This window comes from Methanoculleus chikugoensis, from assembly GCF_900095385.1.
Classification (GTDB): Archaea; Halobacteriota; Methanomicrobia; order Methanomicrobiales; family Methanoculleaceae; genus Methanoculleus; species Methanoculleus chikugoensis_A.
On the sequence record NZ_FMID01000055.1, the window covers coordinates 37898 to 56272 of the forward strand.

At 63.3% G+C, this 18375-nt stretch carries 18 protein-coding genes and 2 tRNA genes; 11 read left to right on the forward strand and 9 right to left on the reverse strand.

What is annotated here, in order from left to right:
* Nucleotides 1–138: 138 nt before the first annotated feature.
* Genes L21_RS11370 through L21_RS11385 form a run of 4 tightly spaced genes read right to left on the reverse strand, consistent with a single transcriptional unit; the run spans nt 139 to nt 3368 of the window.
* The gene (locus L21_RS11370) at nt 139–558 is read right to left on the reverse strand and encodes an alpha-crystallin domain-containing protein (RefSeq protein ID WP_256713131.1); all 420 of its coding nucleotides are present in this window, start codon (nt 556–558) and stop codon (nt 139–141) included.
* Nucleotides 548–1171, reverse strand: coding sequence for an ArsR/SmtB family transcription factor (locus L21_RS11375; protein WP_074370583.1), 624 nt, complete (start codon nt 1169–1171; stop codon nt 548–550). Before L21_RS11375 ends, L21_RS11370 begins: the two co-directional genes overlap by 11 nt.
* 37 nt (nt 1172–1208) lie before the next feature.
* Nucleotides 1209–2675, reverse strand: a complete 1467-nt coding sequence (gene guaB, locus L21_RS11380; protein WP_074370584.1) for an IMP dehydrogenase — start codon at nt 2673–2675, stop codon at nt 1209–1211.
* 3 nt (nt 2676–2678) lie between these two features.
* Nucleotides 2679–3368 (reverse strand): (5-formylfuran-3-yl)methyl phosphate synthase, encoded by a 690-nt coding sequence (locus L21_RS11385; protein ID WP_074370585.1) that lies wholly within the window; start codon nt 3366–3368, stop codon nt 2679–2681.
* Between the two features lie 44 nt (nt 3369–3412).
* On the opposite strand from L21_RS11385, the gene L21_RS11390 reads away from it, so the two are divergent.
* Nucleotides 3413–4093, forward strand: coding sequence for a HisA/HisF-related TIM barrel protein (locus L21_RS11390; protein WP_074370586.1), 681 nt, complete (start codon nt 3413–3415; stop codon nt 4091–4093).
* Nucleotides 4087–4704, forward strand: a complete 618-nt coding sequence (gene tmk, locus L21_RS11395; RefSeq protein WP_074370619.1) for a dTMP kinase — start codon at nt 4087–4089, stop codon at nt 4702–4704. The genes L21_RS11390 and tmk overlap by 7 nt, the downstream gene beginning before the upstream one ends.
* Here the strand turns inward: tmk and L21_RS11400 are convergent.
* Nucleotides 4661–7252 (reverse strand): valine--tRNA ligase, encoded by a 2592-nt coding sequence (locus L21_RS11400; protein ID WP_074370587.1) that lies wholly within the window; start codon nt 7250–7252, stop codon nt 4661–4663. The two genes, tmk and L21_RS11400, sit on opposite strands and share 44 nt — an antisense overlap.
* Before the next feature lie 187 nt (nt 7253–7439).
* On the opposite strand from L21_RS11400, the gene L21_RS11405 reads away from it, so the two are divergent.
* The 5 genes from L21_RS11405 to L21_RS11425 all read left to right on the forward strand — a co-directional run bounded on the left by L21_RS11405 (nt 7440) and on the right by L21_RS11425 (nt 12251).
* The gene (locus L21_RS11405; protein WP_074370588.1) at nt 7440–8636 is read left to right on the forward strand and encodes a TIGR00297 family protein; all 1197 of its coding nucleotides are present in this window, start codon (nt 7440–7442) and stop codon (nt 8634–8636) included.
* 94 nt (nt 8637–8730) lie between these two features.
* Entirely contained in the window at nt 8731–9222 is a 492-nt protein-coding gene (locus L21_RS11410; RefSeq protein WP_074370589.1) for a gamma carbonic anhydrase family protein, read from the forward strand.
* Nucleotides 9215–10489: a CoB--CoM heterodisulfide reductase iron-sulfur subunit A family protein gene (locus L21_RS11415; protein ID WP_074370590.1), complete on the forward strand. Its 1275-nt coding sequence runs from the start codon at nt 9215–9217 to the stop codon at nt 10487–10489. The genes L21_RS11410 and L21_RS11415 overlap by 8 nt, the downstream gene beginning before the upstream one ends.
* Nucleotides 10490–10491: 2 nt before the next feature.
* On the forward strand, nt 10492–11550 hold the full coding sequence (mtnA, locus tag L21_RS11420) for an S-methyl-5-thioribose-1-phosphate isomerase (protein WP_178377728.1): 1059 nt from the start codon (nt 10492–10494) through the stop codon (nt 11548–11550).
* On the forward strand, nt 11547–12251 hold the full coding sequence (locus L21_RS11425) for a DUF116 domain-containing protein (protein WP_074370592.1): 705 nt from the start codon (nt 11547–11549) through the stop codon (nt 12249–12251). The genes mtnA and L21_RS11425 overlap by 4 nt, the downstream gene beginning before the upstream one ends.
* Here L21_RS11425 and L21_RS11430 read toward each other — a convergent pair.
* The 3 genes from L21_RS11430 to L21_RS11440 all read right to left on the reverse strand — a co-directional run bounded on the left by L21_RS11430 (nt 12216) and on the right by L21_RS11440 (nt 14305).
* Nucleotides 12216–12626: a bactofilin family protein gene (locus L21_RS11430; RefSeq protein ID WP_074370593.1), complete on the reverse strand. Its 411-nt coding sequence runs from the start codon at nt 12624–12626 to the stop codon at nt 12216–12218. The genes L21_RS11425 and L21_RS11430 overlap by 36 nt on opposite strands.
* A 690-nt stretch (nt 12627–13316) precedes the next feature.
* The gene (locus L21_RS11435) at nt 13317–14156 is read right to left on the reverse strand and encodes a geranylgeranylglycerol-phosphate geranylgeranyltransferase (protein ID WP_074370594.1); all 840 of its coding nucleotides are present in this window, start codon (nt 14154–14156) and stop codon (nt 13317–13319) included.
* A 74-nt stretch (nt 14157–14230) separates the two neighbouring features.
* A tRNA-Arg gene (locus L21_RS11440) sits at nt 14231–14305 on the reverse strand.
* Between the two features lie 69 nt (nt 14306–14374).
* Here L21_RS11440 and L21_RS11445 point away from each other — a divergent pair.
* Nucleotides 14375–15490, forward strand: coding sequence for a tRNA (guanine(10)-N(2))-dimethyltransferase (locus L21_RS11445; protein WP_074370595.1), 1116 nt, complete (start codon nt 14375–14377; stop codon nt 15488–15490).
* Here L21_RS11445 and L21_RS11450 read toward each other — a convergent pair.
* A complete protein-coding gene (locus tag L21_RS11450; protein WP_074370596.1) occupies nt 15477–16592 on the reverse strand; it encodes an OBG GTPase family GTP-binding protein in 1116 nt (371 codons plus the stop codon). The genes L21_RS11445 and L21_RS11450 overlap by 14 nt on opposite strands.
* Nucleotides 16593–16780: 188 nt before the next feature.
* Here L21_RS11450 and L21_RS11455 point away from each other — a divergent pair.
* The 3 genes from L21_RS11455 to L21_RS14200 all read left to right on the forward strand — a co-directional run bounded on the left by L21_RS11455 (nt 16781) and on the right by L21_RS14200 (nt 18282).
* Nucleotides 16781–16855, forward strand: a tRNA-Glu gene (locus L21_RS11455).
* Nucleotides 16856–16913: 58 nt separating this feature from the next.
* Nucleotides 16914–18122, forward strand: a complete 1209-nt coding sequence (locus L21_RS11460) for a multidrug effflux MFS transporter (protein ID WP_074370597.1) — start codon at nt 16914–16916, stop codon at nt 18120–18122.
* A 1-nt stretch (nt 18123) separates the two neighbouring features.
* On the forward strand, nt 18124–18282 hold the full coding sequence (locus L21_RS14200) for a hypothetical protein (RefSeq protein ID WP_178377729.1): 159 nt from the start codon (nt 18124–18126) through the stop codon (nt 18280–18282).
* The last annotated feature ends 93 nt before the right edge of the window (nt 18283–18375 follow it).

Below are 18375 nucleotides of genomic sequence, written 5' to 3' on the forward strand. Positions count from 1 at the left end.
GATGTATTTTGTAAACGGCGAAATTGCAGAAGAATCGGTGAAAAGGTTTGCACGGGGAGCGTAATCGCGGCATCCGGGGCCGAAACGTGCTCCCGAAGAGCGTGCGCATCCAGATGCGCCGGAAAAGATTAAGGTGGTTCAGGACCGGGCGACCTCGCCCGGTGCGCTCTTCTTCCGACAGACAGCGTCGATGACGCCGTGCTGCACGTTGTAGAAACTGTGCAGTACATCGATCTCGCAGTCGAGATCGATGACCGTCTCCTCGTCACCCCCGGTGCAGAGGGTCACGGAGTCCTCCTGGAACGTGACGTATGGGGCGCCGTCCGCCCGGGCATCCGCCACCGCGGTGATGTAGATGCAGTCGTCCCCTTCGACCACCTCGACATCGGACTCCCCCTCCTCGTCCCCGGCAAAATCCGGGTAGGAAGCCCCTTCGGGCATTCCGCCGATGATGGTGAATCCGATGATCTTCGGGTCGGAAGGCGGCATCTCGCTCAAGATCCGCTCCATCAGCCGCGCGATGTCTCGAAACATTTCGTCGTATGGGTTATTCGCCATGTGTACCACGTATCCGGTATCGGTCGTTGATTCGCTCGACAACCCCCTTGCGTGCGAGGTTGCCCAATCTCTGTTTCAGCTCATCCGTGGACAGGCTGCTCACTTCCTCGAGTTCCACGAGGCGCAGGTCGGCATGGGAGAGGGCGAGGATGATCTCCAGATCCCCGTCGTCGGTGACGAAGTTCCCTCGCATGCGCATGACCTCGGCGAACCTCGATTCGATCTCCCGCTCCAGTTGTTCGAGGCTATCCAGAAGTTCGTCGTGAGCCCGAACCATCCTCCTGAATGCCCCGAGGTTTCTTGCAAATCGTGTTCTCTGGTTCTCTTCAACGGAGGGGAGCGTAACCCCGTCCTGCTTCTGCAGGTTTACGATGACATTGATGTCATGTGAGAGGTAGTAATACTTTCGCCTGCGTTCGTCCTGGTAAGAGACGAGGAGCTGCTCGCGCTCCATCAACTGCAGGTGTTCTATCACCGCTTTCGGACTGAGCACCAACCGCTCGGAGATCTCGGTCACAAAACACGGTTTCAGCCTCAGCAGTTCTATTATTCGCCGCCTGTTCCGGTTTCCCAGGATATCGAGGAGACGGGAAACCTCACTGCCCTCGAGCATATTTACTAAATGTTAGTGATTCAACCATAAAAAAGGATCATTCGAAGAGGCGGTAGTTCGGCGCCTCGTCGGTGATCATGATGTTGTGCGGGTGGCTCTCGCCGTACCCCGCAGGCGTGATCCTGAGGAATCTACCGTTTCTCTTCATATCGGCTATCGTCTTCGAACCCGTGTAGCCCATGGCGGACTTCAGGCCGCCGACAAGCTGGTAGATGACGTCCGCAACCCGGCCGACGTAGGGGGTGACCCCCTCGACGCCCTCGGGGACGAACTTGGTCCTCCCGATCTCCTTCTTCTGGAAGTAGCGGTCGCTCGACTCGCCGCTGCTCATGACGCCGAGCGATCCCATCCCGCGGTACTGCTTGTAGCGCCGGCCCTTGATCGTCGTGACCCTCCCCGGCGCCTCGTCGGTGCCGGCAAAGAGGCTGCCCGCCATGATGCAGTCCGCGCCGGCGGCGATCGCCTTTGCGATGTCCCCTGAGTAGCGGATGCCGCCGTCGGCGATCACCGGCACGTCGGCCTCGTGCGCCACCCCGGCAACGTTCGCGATCGCAGAGACCTGCGGCACGCCCACGCCCGCGACGATCCTCGTGGTACAGATGGAGCCCGGCCCGATACCGACCTTCAGCCCGTCCACCATCCCGGCAAGGGTCGAGGCCGCCTGCTTCGTCGCGATGTTCCCGGCCACCACGTCGACGGCGACGCTTGCCTTGATCTCGCCGACCGCCTTGACGACGTTCATGTTGTGGCCGTGAGCGCAGTCCACCACCAGGGCGTCGACCCCCGCCTCGACGAGCATCATCGCCCGGTTGAAGTCGAAGGGGCCCACCGCGGCGGCGACCCGGAGTTTCCCGTTGGCATCGCGGTTCGCACGGGGATACTGCCTCTTTTCGAGGATATCCCGCATCGTGATGATGCCGACCAGGCACCCTTCCGCGTCCACGACCGGGAGCCGCTCGACCTTGTTCGCATACATCGTCTCGAGCGCGTTCTCCGCCGTGATGTCCTCAGAAGCCGTAATCAGTTTCTTCGTCATGTAGCCGGTGATCTTCGCCTCGCCGCGTTTCGGGAGGATCGCCCTGATGTCCCTGCGGCTGACGATACCAATCACCTTGTCGTTCTCGATGACGGGCACGCCCCCGATACCGTACTGCCGCATGATCCGCTCCACGTCGGTGACCGTGGCCTCGGGATCGACCGCCACGACCTCGCGCTCGATCAGGTCTTCGGCCTGCTTGACGATCCTGACCTCGGCGACCTCGTTTTCAGCGGTCATGTTCCGGTGGATGACACCGATGCCGCCTTCGCGGGCCATGGTTATCGCCATCACCGACTCGGTCACGGTATCCATGGCGGCGCTCACGAGAGGTATATTCAGGGGGATGTTGCGCGAGAACCGCGACCTGACATCGGCCTCATCGGGCTCGACCCATGATTCGGCGGGCTCAAGAAGCACGTCGTCGAACGTAAATGTTGTTTCCATCTCCATCTTCTCGCTGTACATACGTCACCTGAGCATCATCATTGCTTTCTCCACCAGTTCCGCCCTGACCGCCGTTGAGCGGTCGCCTCCGCAGACCATCCCCCGGACACCAATGATCTCGGGGTCGATCCGCTTTAAGGCATCGAGGTCCTCGAACTTCAGCGAACCGGCAAGAGCCGTCTGCAACCCGAGTTCCCGGTTCCGCGCGGTGAACTGGTCCAGTGTCTCCTCGTCCATGAACTCAAAGAGACTCTTCCCATCCTTAATACCGGTGTCGATCATGGCGATGTCGGCCCCGGCGTCAGCGACCAGAGAACTGATCGCGAACGGCGAGATCGTGCCCATCCTCGCAAAATCGGCATAGGCGGCGATGACGACGTATTTTTCGGGAAACTCGCGTTTCACCGCCGTGGTCACCGCCTCGATGACCTCGCGGGCGCGGTCGTCCCCGTCGAACATCAGGCCGACTTTGATGTAATCGGCACCGGCATGCGCGGCGCCGTATGCAGAAAGAGCTGCTGTTCCCGGTTTATACTCATTGTCCCCGATTGCAGCGCTGACAGGCTTCTTGCCGGCGATCTCCTTGATTCCCCGGATGATCCAGGGGAAATTCGCGCCCAGCGACCCTTCCGAGGGTTTCTTTACGTCGATAATGTCAGCGGAAAGCGAGCTTCTTGCCTCCTCAATGCTGCTTGGACTGACGAGTAATTGCATAGAAATTAATGATCCTTCTCCCTAATAGTGATTACGTTGAGGACATGGAACTGATTCTTGCAGTCGATCTGGCAGGCGGTCTCGTGGTGCACGGGAAGTCCGGAGACCGCGCCGGCTACCGGCCGCTGACCTGGGGGCTTGCCCCTTCGGCCGAGCCGGAAGCCTACCTATCCGCGCTCGCGCCCCGGTATCTCTATATCGCCGACCTCGAGCGTCTCCAGGGCGGGGCGCCGCAGGACGACCTCGTCCGGCGCTGTGCCGCCATGGTCGAGCGATGCTACCTCGATCGAGGCTGCCGGACTCCCGCCGAATGCGCTGCGGTCGAGGGCGTGACGCCGGTCGTCGGCACCGAGACGGCCGCAACGGCGATCGAGGACCTCGCAGCCTACCGGGGCGGTTACCTGAGCATCGACGTCAAAGGCGGCCGGGTGCTCCCCTGGGGCATCTCCCCGGCGGAGATGCTGCGCCGTGCGGCGGCACTCTCGTTCGAGGGGTGCATCCTCCTGAACATCGGCGCCGTTGGGACGGAGCGCGGCCTCGACCGTGAGGAACTCGAAGAACTGCGGGCATGCTACTCCGGCCGCCTCCTCTACGGGGGCGGGGTCGCCGGTGCCGACGACATCCGCCTCCTCGCCGACGCCGGGTTCGACGGGGCGATCATAGCAACTGCCGTTCACCGCGGCACGGTGCCGCTCGAGTGGCTCCGGAGGGGGCACCCGTGCTGATCACCATCGAGGGGATCGACGGGAGCGGCAAGAGCACGCTTCTTGCCCGTCTCCACGAACTGCTCGCCGACCTCGACCCTCTCTTCACCCGCGAGCCCGGCGCCACCTGGGTCGGCGAGTCGGTGCGGCGGGCGATCGCCGAGCGGATGGATCCGATCACCGAGGCGCTGCTCTTCTGCGCCGACCACGCCGCGCATATCGATACGGTGATCCGGCCCGCGCTCGACGAGGGAAGGCTCGTCGTCTCCGACCGCTACGCCGACTCGCGGTTCGCCTACCAGCCGGTCGTCCTCGACGGCGTCCTCCCCGACCCGCTCTCCTGGCTGCGCCGGATTCACGAGGGGTGGTCGATCCGGCCCGATCGGACGTTCCTCCTGGTTCTGCCGGTAGAAAACGCCGTCTCAAGGCTTGGCCCTGAGAAAAAGAGAGAGTATTTCGAGAGCGCCGCTATCCTCTCGCGGGTGCAGGAGAACTACCTGGGCCTTGCGGCGGCCGACCCTTCAAGGTTCGTCATCGTCGATGCGCTGCTTCCAAAAGAAGAAGTTGCCCGGTTCATCGCCGACGAGATCAGGGCTGGTGCCCTATCGTCACGACGACGTCCCCGAGCGTGAGGACGTCCACCTCTTCTCCCGCCACCCGGTAGGCGACCTTCGGCGTGAAGGAATCGGCAGGCACCGGGATCTCCTCGCCGTCGGTCGTGACGGTTGCGGGCGGGTTCTTGAGCAGTTCCGGCGGGAGCGCCTCCACGGCCTGCATGAACCCCCGCGCCTGCTTCCTGAGCGTCGGCCCGATCACCGCCATGTTGAAGTCCACGCCGCTCACGACCTCTTCGAGTCTGGGCGCCCCGGCGGACCAGTGGGCGTCGGCATTGAGCGCCCGCCCGGCGTCGCCGGCGTCGTCGACCGGTTCAGGCGCGTAGATCATCACGTGGCCGAGCGGGGCGTTCAGCGCCATGCCCTTATCGTGCTTGTAGCGCCGGAGTTCCGCGATCGTCTTCACCAGGAGATCGCCGTGGCGCCGCGCTTCGTCGTCGGCGTATGAAAAGTCCGGCCAGGCCTCTTTGTGCACGCTCTCGCCGGTGAGGTTGTGGTAGCACTCCTCCGCGAAGTGCGGGATGATCGGGGCGAGGAGACGGCAGAGGACGTCCATCGTCGTCTGGAGCGCACTGCAGGCGCTGGCCCTGCTGCTGTCGTCCGTATAGAGGCGCCCCTTCGCGATCTCGATGTAGTCGTCGGCGAGCGTGTTCCAGGCGAACTCCCGGATCGCCCTGAGCGCCCGGTCGAACTGGTAGCCCTCCATCGCGACGGTGACCTCCGCGACCGTCTCGGAGAGCCGGACGAAGAGCCACCGGTCGGTGAGTTCCGTCACCGGCGCTTCGGGATCGGCACCTTTCTCCAGGTGCCCCATGACGAACCTGAAGATGTTCCAGAGTTTGGTCTGGAACCGGGACGCGGCGACGACGTCGTTCCAGCTGAACATGATGTCCGAGCCGGTCGCAGCGCCCCCGGCACCCCACTGCCGGAGCGCGTCCGCGCCATACTGCCCGACGATCTCCTCGGGAGCGATGATATTGTTCCTGCTCTTGCTCATCTTGAACCCGTCTTCCCCGAGCACCATCCCATTCACCAGGATCTCGTTCCAGGGGTGGCTCCCGACCAGCGCCTTCGCCCGGAGGATCGTGTAGAACGCCCACGTCCGTATGATGTCGTGGCCCTGGGGGCGGAGCTGCGCCGGGAAGTACGGCGGTTTACCGGTCCCGTCCCACCCGGTGACGTGGAGCGCCGATATCGAGGAGTCCATCCAGGTGTCGAGGACGTCCTTCTCGCCGGTGAACTCCGATCCGCCGCACTTCGGGCAGGGGGCCTTCGGCTTGTCGACGGTCGGGTCGATCGGGAGGTCTTCCTCGGCTGGGAGGACCATCTCGCCGCAGGCGGTGCAGAACCAGACCGGGATCGGGGTCGCGAAGATCCGCTGCCGGGAGACGCACCAGTCCCACTCCATGGATTCCGCCCAGTTCTCCATCCGGGTAAACATGTGCTCCGGCGTCCAGGAGACCCTCCGCGCCGCATCCATGATCTCGTCCCGGTGGACCCGGACGAACCACTGTCGCTCCGAGAGGATCTCGATCGGGGTCTTGCACCGCCAGCAGGTCCCCACCCGCTGTTCGAGTTCCTCCTGCCGCTTCAGGATCCCGGCCTTCTCCATATCCGCGAGGATCGCTTCCCTGCAGGCCTCCGACGTCATCCCTTCGTACGGGGCCGCGGTTGCGGTCATGACGCCCTGCCGGTCGATGGCTTTCCGGAGATCCAGGCCGTGCTGCTTCCACCAGTAGACGTCCGTCTTGTCGCCGAACGTACAGATCATCACCGCACCGCTGCCGAACTCCGGATCGACCGCGACGTCCTCGATGATCGGAACATCGTGACCGAAGATCGGGACGGTGAGCCTCTTTCCCTTCATCCCGCGGTACCGCTCATCGTCGGGGTGGACGGCCACGGCAACGCAGGCCGCGAGCAGTTCCGGCCGGGTGGTGGCGATCTCGACGCCGTCGAAGTCGAAGTAGTTGAGTTTGGTGGTGCGGGGCGCGTAGTTGACCTCGGCGAACGCGATGGCCGTCTCGCACCGGGTGCAGAAGTTCACCGGATGCTCGCTCTGGTAGATGTCGCCGGCTTTGAGCATCTGCAGGAACGACGCCTGGGTCTTTCTGTAGTAGTCCGGGAGCATGGTGATGTATTCGTGGCTCCAGTCGGTCGAGAACCCGAGCCGCCGCATGGTCGCCCGCATCTTCTCGATGTTTGAGAGCGTGAGGTCGCGGCACATCTCCCGGAACTTCTCCCGCGGTACATCGTTCTTGGTGATCCCGTAGGTCTCCTCGACCTTCACCTCGGTGGGGAGGCCGTGGCAGTCCCACCCCTGCGGGAACATGACGTTGTAACCGCGCATGCGTTTGTACCGCGCGATGAAGTCGATATAGCACCAGTTTAAAGCGTTCCCGATATGGAAGTTGCCGGTGGGGTAGGGAGGCGGCGTGTCGATGATGAACCGCGGTTTTGAAGAGACGGGGTCGAAATAGTTGTCTTCATCCCGCCAGGTACTCTGCCAGCGCGTCTCCACTTCTTCGATATCGTAGTTTTTGGGTAGTTTATGTGACGGCGACATTTTCAGCGTATAATCTCTCTCTTCCCAGTGAAATATATTGTTGGGCTTTCCCCGGCCGGGTATTCCCGGGAGCGCACGGGTTCGCCGCACCCGGCCCGGAATTCCTGCAACGTTCACCGCTAAAAACCGCGAGACGGCAGGTGTTCGACCCTAAAGGCTTTGTCCCTGCACTTCCAACCGTATACGAATGACAAAGCCTCTGGGGTTGGTTCTGGCATCGGTGCTCACCCTCGTCTTCATAGGCCTTGCTCCCCTGCTCCAGCCGGCGTGGCTGCTCACGCTCTTCCTCGTTCCGTTCTCGCTCGTCCTCTTCCTCATCAAGGATACCCGATATATATCGCTCTCGATCATCGCACTTGCCGTGCTCTACGGGCTCGGCTGGCTCTCGACGTTCGTCTTCACCTGCACGCTCGGCATCGTCGTGACCGGGGAGGCGGCGTTCCGCGTTACCGGAGGGAAGCACGCGTCGTATCTCCACCACCTGGTTGCCGCAATCGTCGTATCGATTGCGGTGATGCTCTACCTGCAGTACGCCGCGCCGCTCGTCGCCGTGATGGGGGTGGTCGTCGCGGTGCTCCTCCGGGCGGCTCTCCGGGGGCGGGACGATGCCCTGATGATCGAGGCGCTCGGCGTCGCGATGACGATGTTCCTCTTCGAGGAACTCAACTTCGAGGTCGAACTGACTCTTCTCATCGCCGCGGCGCTCATCGGGTTCGGGTTCGGCTACACCGCCTACCGGTTCCGGGTGGCCGACGTCAGCGGCCTCTTCTCAGGCGCCATGATCGGGATCATCCTGATCGTCTTCGCGGACGTCCGGTGGTTCCTGATCATGCTCACCTTCTTCATCATCGGTGCCGGGGCTACCCGGTACCGCTACCGCGACAAGGAGCAGCTCGGTGTCGCCCAGGAGCACGGGGGCGTACGCGGCTACTTCAACGTCTTCGCAAACGGCCTGGTGGCGACGGCCGCCGCCATCCTCTTTGGGTTGACGGGGCACCCGGCATTCGTGGCGCTCTTCATGGGCAGTGTCGCCTCCGCCGCCGCCGATACCGCCGCAAGCGAGATCGGGGTCACGGGGAAGATGCCGTACCTGATCACGACGCTCAAGCCGGTGCCGCGGGGGACGAACGGCGGGGTGACCGTGCGGGGCGAGGCGGCGGCCGTCATCGCATCCGCCGTCGTCGCCGTCGTCGCATGGGCGATGGGTGTCGCCGACCCCGGGATGGCCGTCGTCACGGTCGCCGCCGGGTTCATCGGCACCAATGTCGACAGCCTGGTGGGCGCGACGCTCGAGAACAGCGGCAGGATCGGGAACTCGGGCACGAACCTGATCGCCACGTTCTCGGGCGGGATCTCGGCGATGCTGATCTATATTCTGGTGTGAAGCGGCGCAGGCTCCCTCCCCGGCCCCCGCTTCGCACCGTTCGGGGCACCTATGGAGAACATTTTGTATCGCCGCAACCAATAGTAGACTCACTATGGAGAGCGGAACGGTTGTGGGGAACCGCGTCTTTGTCGCAGAGAACGCAACGGTCATCGGAGACGTGAGGCTTGCCGACGACGTGAGCGTCTGGTTCGGCGCTGTGGTCCGGGGCGACCGGGATACGATCACGGTCGGAGCGGGCTCGAACATCCAGGACAACGCCGTCGTCCACACCACGCCCGGATTTGGGGTCACCATCGGTGCGGAAGTCTCGGTCGGGCACGGCGCCATCCTGCACGGCTGCACCATTCGCGACCGGGTGCTCGTGGGGATGGGCGCCGTCGTCCTGAACGGCGCGGTGGTGGGGGAGGGCTCCATCATCGGCGCCGGCGCGGTGGTGACGGAGGGGAAAGAGATCCCGTCAAACTCGCTCGTCCTCGGCGTGCCCGGCAAAGTGATCAGGGAGACGACGCCCGAGCAGCAGGAGAGCATCCTCCACAACGCGCGTGAATACGTCAACCTCGCAGGGAGGTACCGCCATGGCTGAGGTCGTCGTCATCGGCGCCGGGGTCGCGGGCATCCAGGCGGCGCTCGACCTTGCCGACCACAACATCCACGTCCACCTCATCGAGCGCGAACCGACCATCGGCGGGCACATGGCCCAGCTCGACAAGACGTTCCCCACGAACGACTGCTCGATGTGCATCCTCTCTCCGAAGATGGTCGAGGTGGCCCGGCACCCAAACGTCACCATCCATACCTGCTCCGAGGTCGAGGGGATCGAGGGCGAGGTGGGGAGGTTCCGCGTCCGGGTCAAAAAGCACCCCCGCTACATCCTCGAGAACGAGTGCAACGGCTGCGGGGACTGCGTCGCGATCTGCCCGGTGGAGGTCTACAACCGGTTCGACGCGGGCATCGGCGTCCGGAAGGCGATCTACAAGCCGCACGCCCAGGCGGTCCCGGACATCGTCGTCAAAGACCAGGAGCACTGCATCGAGTGCGGGCTCTGCTACGATGCCTGCGGGAAGGAGGCGATCCTGCACGAGGACGAGGAGCGCCACCTCGAGATCGAGGCGGCAAGCATCGTCGTCGCGACCGGGTATGCGACGTTCGATGCCAAAAACAAGGCGCAACTCCGCTACCTTCTCATCCCCGACGTCATCACGAGCCTGGAGTTCGAGCGGATGATCAACGCAAGCGGCCCGACGGGCGGGAAACTCAAGCGGCTCTCGAACGGCAAGCCCCCCCGGAGCGTGGCGTTCGTCCAGTGCGTCGGCTCCCGCGACCTCTCCGTCGGCCGCCCCTACTGCTCCGGCGTCTGCTGCATGTACGCGATGAAGAACGCCACGCTCATCCGTGAGAAGAACCCCGATATCGAGGTCGTTGTCTTCTATAACGACATCCGGGCATACGGCAAGGGCTACGAGGAGTACTACGAGCGGGCGAGGAGCCTCGGGGTCAGGTTCGTCCGCGGGTTCCCGGGCGAGGTGCTCGAGGAGAACGACCACCTGACGATGGTCGCGGAGAATACCGAGACCGGCGAGGTGGAGACGTTCCACCCCGACCTGGTCGTCCTCTCCGTCGGGCTCGAACCGGCCCAGGGTGCGGATGCGGTGGCCCGGATGCTCGGCATCCCGCGGGACGAGTCCGGGTTCTTCGGGGTCGCCGACCAGAAACTCGGCCCCGTGCTCACGGTGAAGCCCGGGATCTACGTGGCAGGAACCGCCACCGCGCCGAGGGACATCCCCGACTCCGTCGCGATGGGCGAGGCGGCGGCCATGCGGGCGTTCCTCGATACAATCAGGGTGGGATGAACATGCTGGACGAGGGAGATCCCTACACCATCGCGTGGGATGCGGAGAACGAGTGTATCCTCTACATCGACCAGACCCTGCTCCCCGAACGCTACGAGCAGATGCGGTGCGTGACCGTCGACGACCTCGCCCGGGCGATCCGGAGGCTCGAGATCCGGGGAGCGCCGGCGCTCGGGATTGCCGGCGCGATGGGCGTGGCGCTCGCCGCCGTCCGGAGCAGGGAGACAGACCTTCAGCGGTTCTCGGGCGAGGTCGGCCGGGCGGGCGAACTCCTCAGGGGCACCCGTCCGACCGCGGTCAACCTCGCGTGGGGAATCGACAGCGTGCTCGGGAAGATGGCGCTGGCGGCATCGGTCGCGGAGGCGAAGGAGATAGCGGTTGCCGAGGCGAACGCCGTCGCCGAGGAGGACGAACTGACCTGCCGGAGGCTCGGCGGGTTCGGCGAAGAACTCTTCCCGGAGAGGTGCACGGTGCTCACCCACTGCAACGCGGGAGCGCTCGCCTGCCGCTGCTGGGGAACGGCGCTCGGGACGATCCGGTCGGCGGTTGAAGCCGGAAAGGACGTGCGGGTGATCGCCTGCGAGACCCGGCCGCTCAACCAGGGTTCGAGGCTCACCTGCTGGGAACTTGCCCGGGACGGGGTCGACGTGACCCTCATCCCCGACTCGTCGGCGGCGTACCTGATGCGGAAGGGGATGATCGACCTCGTCGTCGTCGGCGCCGACCGGATCACGAAGGATGCGGTCTTCAACAAGATCGGGACGTATATGCATGCCGTCGCCGCCCGCCACCACGGCATACCGTTCTACGTCGCGGCGCCCGTCTCAACGTTCGACCTCTCCCGCGAGGAGACGGATATCACCGTCGAGGAGCGGGACCGCTCCGAACTCGCGTACTGCGGCGATAAAAGACTCGCGCCCGAGAGTGTGAACGTGCTCAACTACGCCTTCGACGCCACCCCGCTCGACCTCGTCGATGCGATCGTCACCGAGATCGGGGTGCTCCGGCCGCCGTATACGGAGTCGTTCCGGCTGGTCCGAGATAAGGAGGTCCGGCCATGAGTTTCCTCGATTCCGAGATCTGGATCCAGTTGATGACCCTCATCGGGGAGGTCACGTTCTTCCTCATCCTCGGGATGCTCCTTGCCGCAGTAGCCCTCGCGATCATCGCCGCCGCCTCGATCACCCGGGGGAAGTTCTACTTACCGCAGATCCTGATACCCGGCATGGTCCTTTTAGAGGGGCTCGTGAAGGCGTTCTGCAAACTCCTCGGGCTGGACGACAAGGATCTCATCACGTTCTTCATAACGCTCAGGAACACCATGAACACGAAGGCCTTCTCCGAGACCCCCGTCGAGCAGCGGGCGGTCTTCCTGCCCCAATGCCTTCGCTCGGCGCAGTGTCCGGCAAACCTGACGCCGGAAGGCCTCAAATGCCGCAACTGCGGCCGCTGTTCGGTCGGGGAGAACACTGCGTGGCTTGAGAAACGCGGCTACCGGGTCTTCATCGTCCCGGGCTCGACGTTCATCAAGCGGATGGTCAAGAAGTATCACCCGCGGGCGATCATCGGCGTCGGCTGCCTCATGGAGGTAAAAGACGGGATCGATATGTCCGACCGGATAGGGATCGTCGCTCTCGGTGTCGTGAACCTAAAAGACGGGTGCGTGGAGACGGTAGCGGACTGGGGCGCGGTGAGAGATGCCGCTATGCTCGGCATCAAACATTCATCAGACCCCGTAGACTTTCACGGCCCTGCCGAATAACTGCTCGCTGGTGACCTTGCCGTAAACGAAGATCGTCTCGTCGCTGTTCACGGCACCGACCCTGACCCCCGGCCGGAGGGTGACGTTGCCCCCCGCCTTGACCGAATGGAGGCACGCGTTGTCGCAGATGGTGGCGGTCTCCAGAACCCTGAGCGGCCCTTTTATCCTGGCGTCATGGCCGACGACGATGCTGTCGGCCTCGACGAACCCGCCGACCGTCGAACCCGGCCCGAGTTCGAGGCGGCCGGCAACGACCATATTGCCCCAGATGTGCGTCTCGGGAGGGGTGATGAAATTCCCGTCTATCTTCACGTTTCCGTCAAAAAAGGAACCTTTCGGTGCTATGTACGTGTCCCCGTGCCGGTAAACTTTCATGAAGATCTCCTGGATAACAGCTCGGCCCGTAACCTGATAAAATTATCAGTGTGATTATCCAAACATTGCAGGGCTGCATCTGTTTTTTTGTCGGCCCATGTTCGCCGGATATTTACATCACCGGCGGAGTCTGTCGTTTCCCGTAGCCCGCGCTCCTGCCTCTATCGCGTAAGGCTCTATCTGTAGCCCTTTCCTCTGTCTCCGCCACACATGCTGTTATCTGTAGCCCCCACCCCGCCCGCGCTTCGCGCTCCTCCCCCGCCCACGAGGGGCGGGGGCAGTTATGGCGATATCCGGTGGAAAAACCATGTCCCGGGGCACACACCACACTTTTCAGCATCTTCCCATCCAGTGGACCGTGGGGGTATCGCCATTGGGGGTGGGGCTGACGGGGAGGGGGAGCATCCTCCTCTCCTGTCTCTATCGCGTAAGGCTCTATCGATAGCCCCCACCCCGCCCGGCCTTCGGCCTCCTCCCCCGCCCGCAAGGGGCGGGGGCAGTGCGTGGCGATATCCACAGAAAGCCGTGTACGGTTCTCCCCATCCTGTGGATCGTGGTGAGTATCGCTATTGGGTGAACGACGTCCTGAAAGGACGGAGATCGAGCACTGAAGGTGCGAAGAGGGGGCGGGCGGGAGTGCGATGAGTGGGACGGCCGGATGAAGGTATTGAACTATCGGGGTTCCCGCGGTCATATCACCGCGGCAATCGCAAAGACCGCAAGCGCGGCAAACATCCCCATTCGCAGGATCGATGTCGCACCGGACTCCCGGACGCAGCCCGGCGTCGTGCATCTAAGACCCCGGAAGGCCCCGAAGAGGATGACGAGATCCACGACCGCGATGCCGGCGAGGTACAAGAGGCCCCACCAGTCGCCGGAGGGGAGGAGGCTCACCACCACGGCGCCGCAGGCGCAGGCGAACGCGAAGATCCCCGTCCTCTGGACGCCGACGATCATGGGTAAGGTGCGTGCGCCCCCCGCCGCGTCCCCGTCGACGTCTTCCGCATCTTTCAGGAGTTCCCTCGCGATGGTCGCAAGGAACGTGATCGCCGCGAGCGAGAGGTTCCGGACCAGCCCCTCGATGCCCGCAAACGCTCCGCCGAAGAGGAAGACGCTCGCCGTCAGGTAGGCGACGGCTCCGTTGCCGAGGACGGGGATGCGCTTCAGCCGGACGGCGTAGGCGACGAGGATGCTCGAGTTTATGACGGCGATCGCAAGGCAGAGCGGCGGTGTCAGGGCGGCAATCGCGATGCCGGCGATAAAGAGCGCCGCTGCATACGCCCTTGCACCGCCAAGGCTGATCTCCCCTGCCGGTATGGGGCGGTCGGGGCGGTTGATCCGGTCGATATCAACGTCGCAGACGTCGTTGATGACGTTCCCGCCGGCGGTGATGAGCGCGACGATCACGGCGAGCAGGAGCGACGGCGGGGTGAGCGTCCCGGTGGCGATGAGATAGCCGATGAGCGCGGTAAGGCCGGCAACGACGGCGTTGTGCGGGCGGGTAATCCGGATGAATGCGGCGGCGCTCATTCTTGAAGAGGTAGGTTCTCTGGCGGAAGATAAATAACCCGAGGGTCTATCGTGGGTTGGATTCGGAAAAACGACGGGCTTGGGGGGATTTGAACCCCCGACATTCAGCTTAGGAGGCTGACGCCATGTCCGGACTAGGCCACAAGCCCATACCCTGGAGTAGAAGTATTGCTCATGAGAAGGTATAAGCGTATCGAGCATCCACCTTTTCGGGAAGCATGGACGTTGTCGAGGTTACCGAAGGAAGAACCAGGTTTCTCGTACCCAGACAGGATCCTCGCCTCCAGTTCCCGCCGGGAAGCGGCCCGGTCTTTTATAATGCGCGCATGGAGATGAACCGGGACGCCACCGTCCTCCTGCTCGCCGTACTGAGGCCACAGAGTTACCTCGACGCGATGGGCGCATCCGGTGTCCGGGGCCTCAGAGTGGCACACGAGGTCGGGATACCGGTGACGATCAACGACCGGAACGCGCAAGCGGTCGATCTCGCCCGGCGGAACGCGGAGGCGCTGGGTCTCGCCGTCGAGGTCACCCGCGAGGACGCGAACGTCCTGATGAGCGGGAGAACGTTCGATGCCGTCGACCTCGACCCCTTCGGAACGCCGGCGCCGTTCGTCGACTCCGCGGCCCGGAGCGCCGGGAACTACCTCTTCGTCACCGCCACCGACACCGCGCCGCTCTGCGGGGCGCACCTGAAGGCAGGCATGCGCCGTTACTTCTCCCGGCCCCGGAACACCGAGTACCACGCCGAGGTCGGTCTCCGGACGCTGATGGGGTTCGTGGCACGCGAGGTGATCAAGTACGACCGCGGGGTGGAACCGCTCTTCTGCTACGCGCACGAGCACTTCCACCGCCTGCACCTGCGGCTCCGGTACGGGGCTGCGGCGGCCGACCGGGCGCTTGCACGGATCGGCTACGTGATGCAGTGTCCAGACTGCCTCTACCGCTCGGAGAGGACCGGAATGCTCCCCGAACCGGAAGAGTGCCCGCTCTGCGGCGCGAGCCTCGTGCCGGTCGGCCCGCTCTGGACGGGGAGGATCAACGACGATGCGACGCTTGCCGCGATGCAGGAGGGCCTGGCGTCGGTCACGGCCGGAACCGGGACGCGGATCGGGCGGCTGCTCGCGACCTGCCGGCAGGAACTCGATACGTCGAGCCACTACGACTACCACGTCGTCGCAAAACGCCTGCGGCTCTCTCCTGCCGGGATCGAGAGTGTCATCGGGCGGTTGCAGGCTCTCGGCTACCAGGCAAGCCGCGCACACTACTCGGGAACGGCGATAAAGACCGATGCGCCGCTCCCGGTCCTCGAAGAAGTGATCAGCGGCGGGTGACGACGGTGAGGACGTCCCCGTCCGCGAGCTGGTGAGTGATGCCGACGCGTTGCGCGTCGTGTTTGGCCGAGTCGCCCCAGACTTTTGCGTAACGGAACTTGTCGGCGAAGTCCCGGTGAAGGCGGTTGCAGACATCCTCGATCGTTGCGGGGCTCCTGATGATCAACGGTTCTTCCATATCCGCAGGGCCGCCGACGGGTTTCAAGTAGACCCGCATGAAGCCCAGGTTCTCGAATATGGCGTCTTTGAGTTCTTCGATGTGGTAGCCGCTGTGGGCGGATATCATGATCGGCGTTTCGCCGAACCGCTCGGTCAACTCGCTCTCGATCTTCGCCCGGGTCTTCTCTTCCACCAGGTCGACCTTATTGACCGCGATGAACGCGGGGACGTAGACACGGTTCCCGATCATTGCGTCGATGAAGTCGTCCTGTGTGACATCGCTACGAATCAGGACATCGGCGTTGACGATCTTGTTCTCTGCCAGGATTGCACGGATCTCCTCGAGATCGAGGTCGACGGCGCCGACGGTGTTCAGCCGGATACCGCCGGATCCGGCCTTCTTGATGGTGATATCGGGTTTTAGCCGGTTGATCCTGATGCCGGCATCGTGAAGTTCCCGGAGAAGGACGTCCACGTGCTTCTCGTTGAAGACGTCGACCAGAACCAGGATCAGGTCTGCGGAACGGACGACGGCGATAACCTCTTTCCCGCGGCCCTTGCCCATGGCCGCACCCGCGATAAGGCCGGGGATATCAAGGATCTGGATCTTTGCACCCCGGTGCTCCATCGAGCCCGGGATGACCGAGACGGTCGTGAAGGCGTAGGCCGCCGTCTCGCTGAGTTCCGAACCGGTGAGCCTGTTGAGCAGCGTACTTTTACCGACCGATGGGAAGCCGACCAGGACGACGGTGGCGTCTCCCGACTTCTTCACGGAGTAGCCCTCACCCCCGCCCGAGGACGCCATGGCCCGGGCTACCGCATCGTCACGGATCTTTGCGAGTTTCGCCTTGACGCGGCCGATATGTTTGGAGGTCGCCTTGTTGTACGGGGTATTCTTGAGCTCGTCCTCAAGTTCTCGTATCTGCTCTTCGACACTGCTCATTGCTGCCGATACAGATATGCGGGGAAGCTACTTATTGGTGTCTGTGATGAAAATCACGAAGCGAAGGGAAAATTCCGGCCCGTATAGGGTTTAGATTGTCCGGCTACCGGGATGACCGGAGAAGGCGGAGGACGGGACAGGTTTAAGTATGATAACGGCCAATAATTTAGAGCACGTTGGTGCAATGCGCTGCTATAGTGTAGACCGGCCAATCATGCAGGACTCTCACTCCTGCGACTGGGGTTCGAATCCCCATAGCAGCATTCTGTTCTGAGGGCAAGCGCCCATTTCTGCACCGCTCCCCGAGATAGAGACGATACCATGCACCGCTCCCCCGACAGTGCCCGGAAACCTCAGAAGTATCTCGGGGAACGCGGCCTTGTCGTCCTTATTGCGCTGCTCTCCGCCTTCGTCCCGCTCTCGACCGATCTCTACCTCCCTGCCCTTCCCGGGATGGGGGATTACTTCGGCGTCTCCGCGAGCCAGACAAACCTCACCCTGATCCTCTTCTTCATCTTCTTCAGCCTCGGGCTGCTCTTCTGGGGGCCGCTCTCCGACAAATACGGCCGCCGGCCCGTCCTGCTTACGGGGCTTGCCCTGTATGTCGCCGCAAGCGTCGGATGCGCTTTATCCTGGGATGTATGGCACCTGATCGCCTTCCGCATTCTCCAGGCGATCGGGGGGAGTGCTGCTGCTGCGGTCGCGACCGCGATGGTCAAAGACGCCTACGACGGGAGAAAACGGGAGTCGGTGCTCGTGCTCGTCCAGTCGATGGTGGTCATCTCGCCCGCCGTCGCCCCGGTCCTCGGGGCGTTCATGCTCCCCTACACTTCGTGGCGGGGCCTCTTTGCGGCACTCGCCCTCATCGGCGTCGTCTCGCTCGTCGGCGGTCTCCTCCTCGAAGAGACCATACCCTCGCGGCATAACGGCACCGTGGGGCAGTCCGTCCGCCGGCTCGGGGCGGTGCTCAAGAACCCCGGTTTCGCCTCGCTCCTCATCGTCTTCTCGCTCGTGAGCACCGCATCGCTCGCGTTCGTCTCCGCTTCGTCGTATATCTACCAGGAGGGGTTCGGGCTCTCGGAACAGTCGTACAGTTTCTACTTCGCCCTCAACGCCGCAGGCCTGATAGCCGGCCCGTTCCTCTACCTCCGGCTCTCCCGGCACGCGAGCCGCAGAACGATCGTCGCCTCCGGATTCGCCGTCATCCTCGCCGGTGGCGCACTCGTCTGCCTCTTCGGGAACCTGGGGCCGCTCTTCTTTGCCCTCGCCCTCTTCCCGGCCTCCATGATGGGCAGCTGCGTGCGTTCCCCGGGAGCATTCCTCATGCTCGAACAGCAGAAGGAGGATACGGGCTCCGCGTCAGCCCTGATCAACTGCTCGGGCCTCGTCTTCGGCAGTGCCGGGATGGTTCTCGTCTTCCTTGCCGGGGAGAATCTCGTCCTCAGCCTCGGGGCGATCAACGTGGCGGTCGGGATGGTGTGTCTCGTGGGATGGGCGGCGATCGGGAGACGGGGGCTGGTGAGGTTCTGAAATGATCCTGAAGTACACCCCGCCGAAGAAGAAACTTTCGGAGATCCTCAAAGAATTCGGGCCGAACCCTGCGCTGGCCGACTCGGTCGCGAAAGCCTCGCGCGAGATGAGAAATGCTTCGATGCCGACGCTTGATACGCATTTATACCGATCGTTTTGAAAAATATTTTCAAATTTTCCTCTCACCTCTTACTGTTCTTCTCCCCTGCAGACATCGCTCGGGCCTTAAAATCTTTGCTGGAACCAGTTTTAT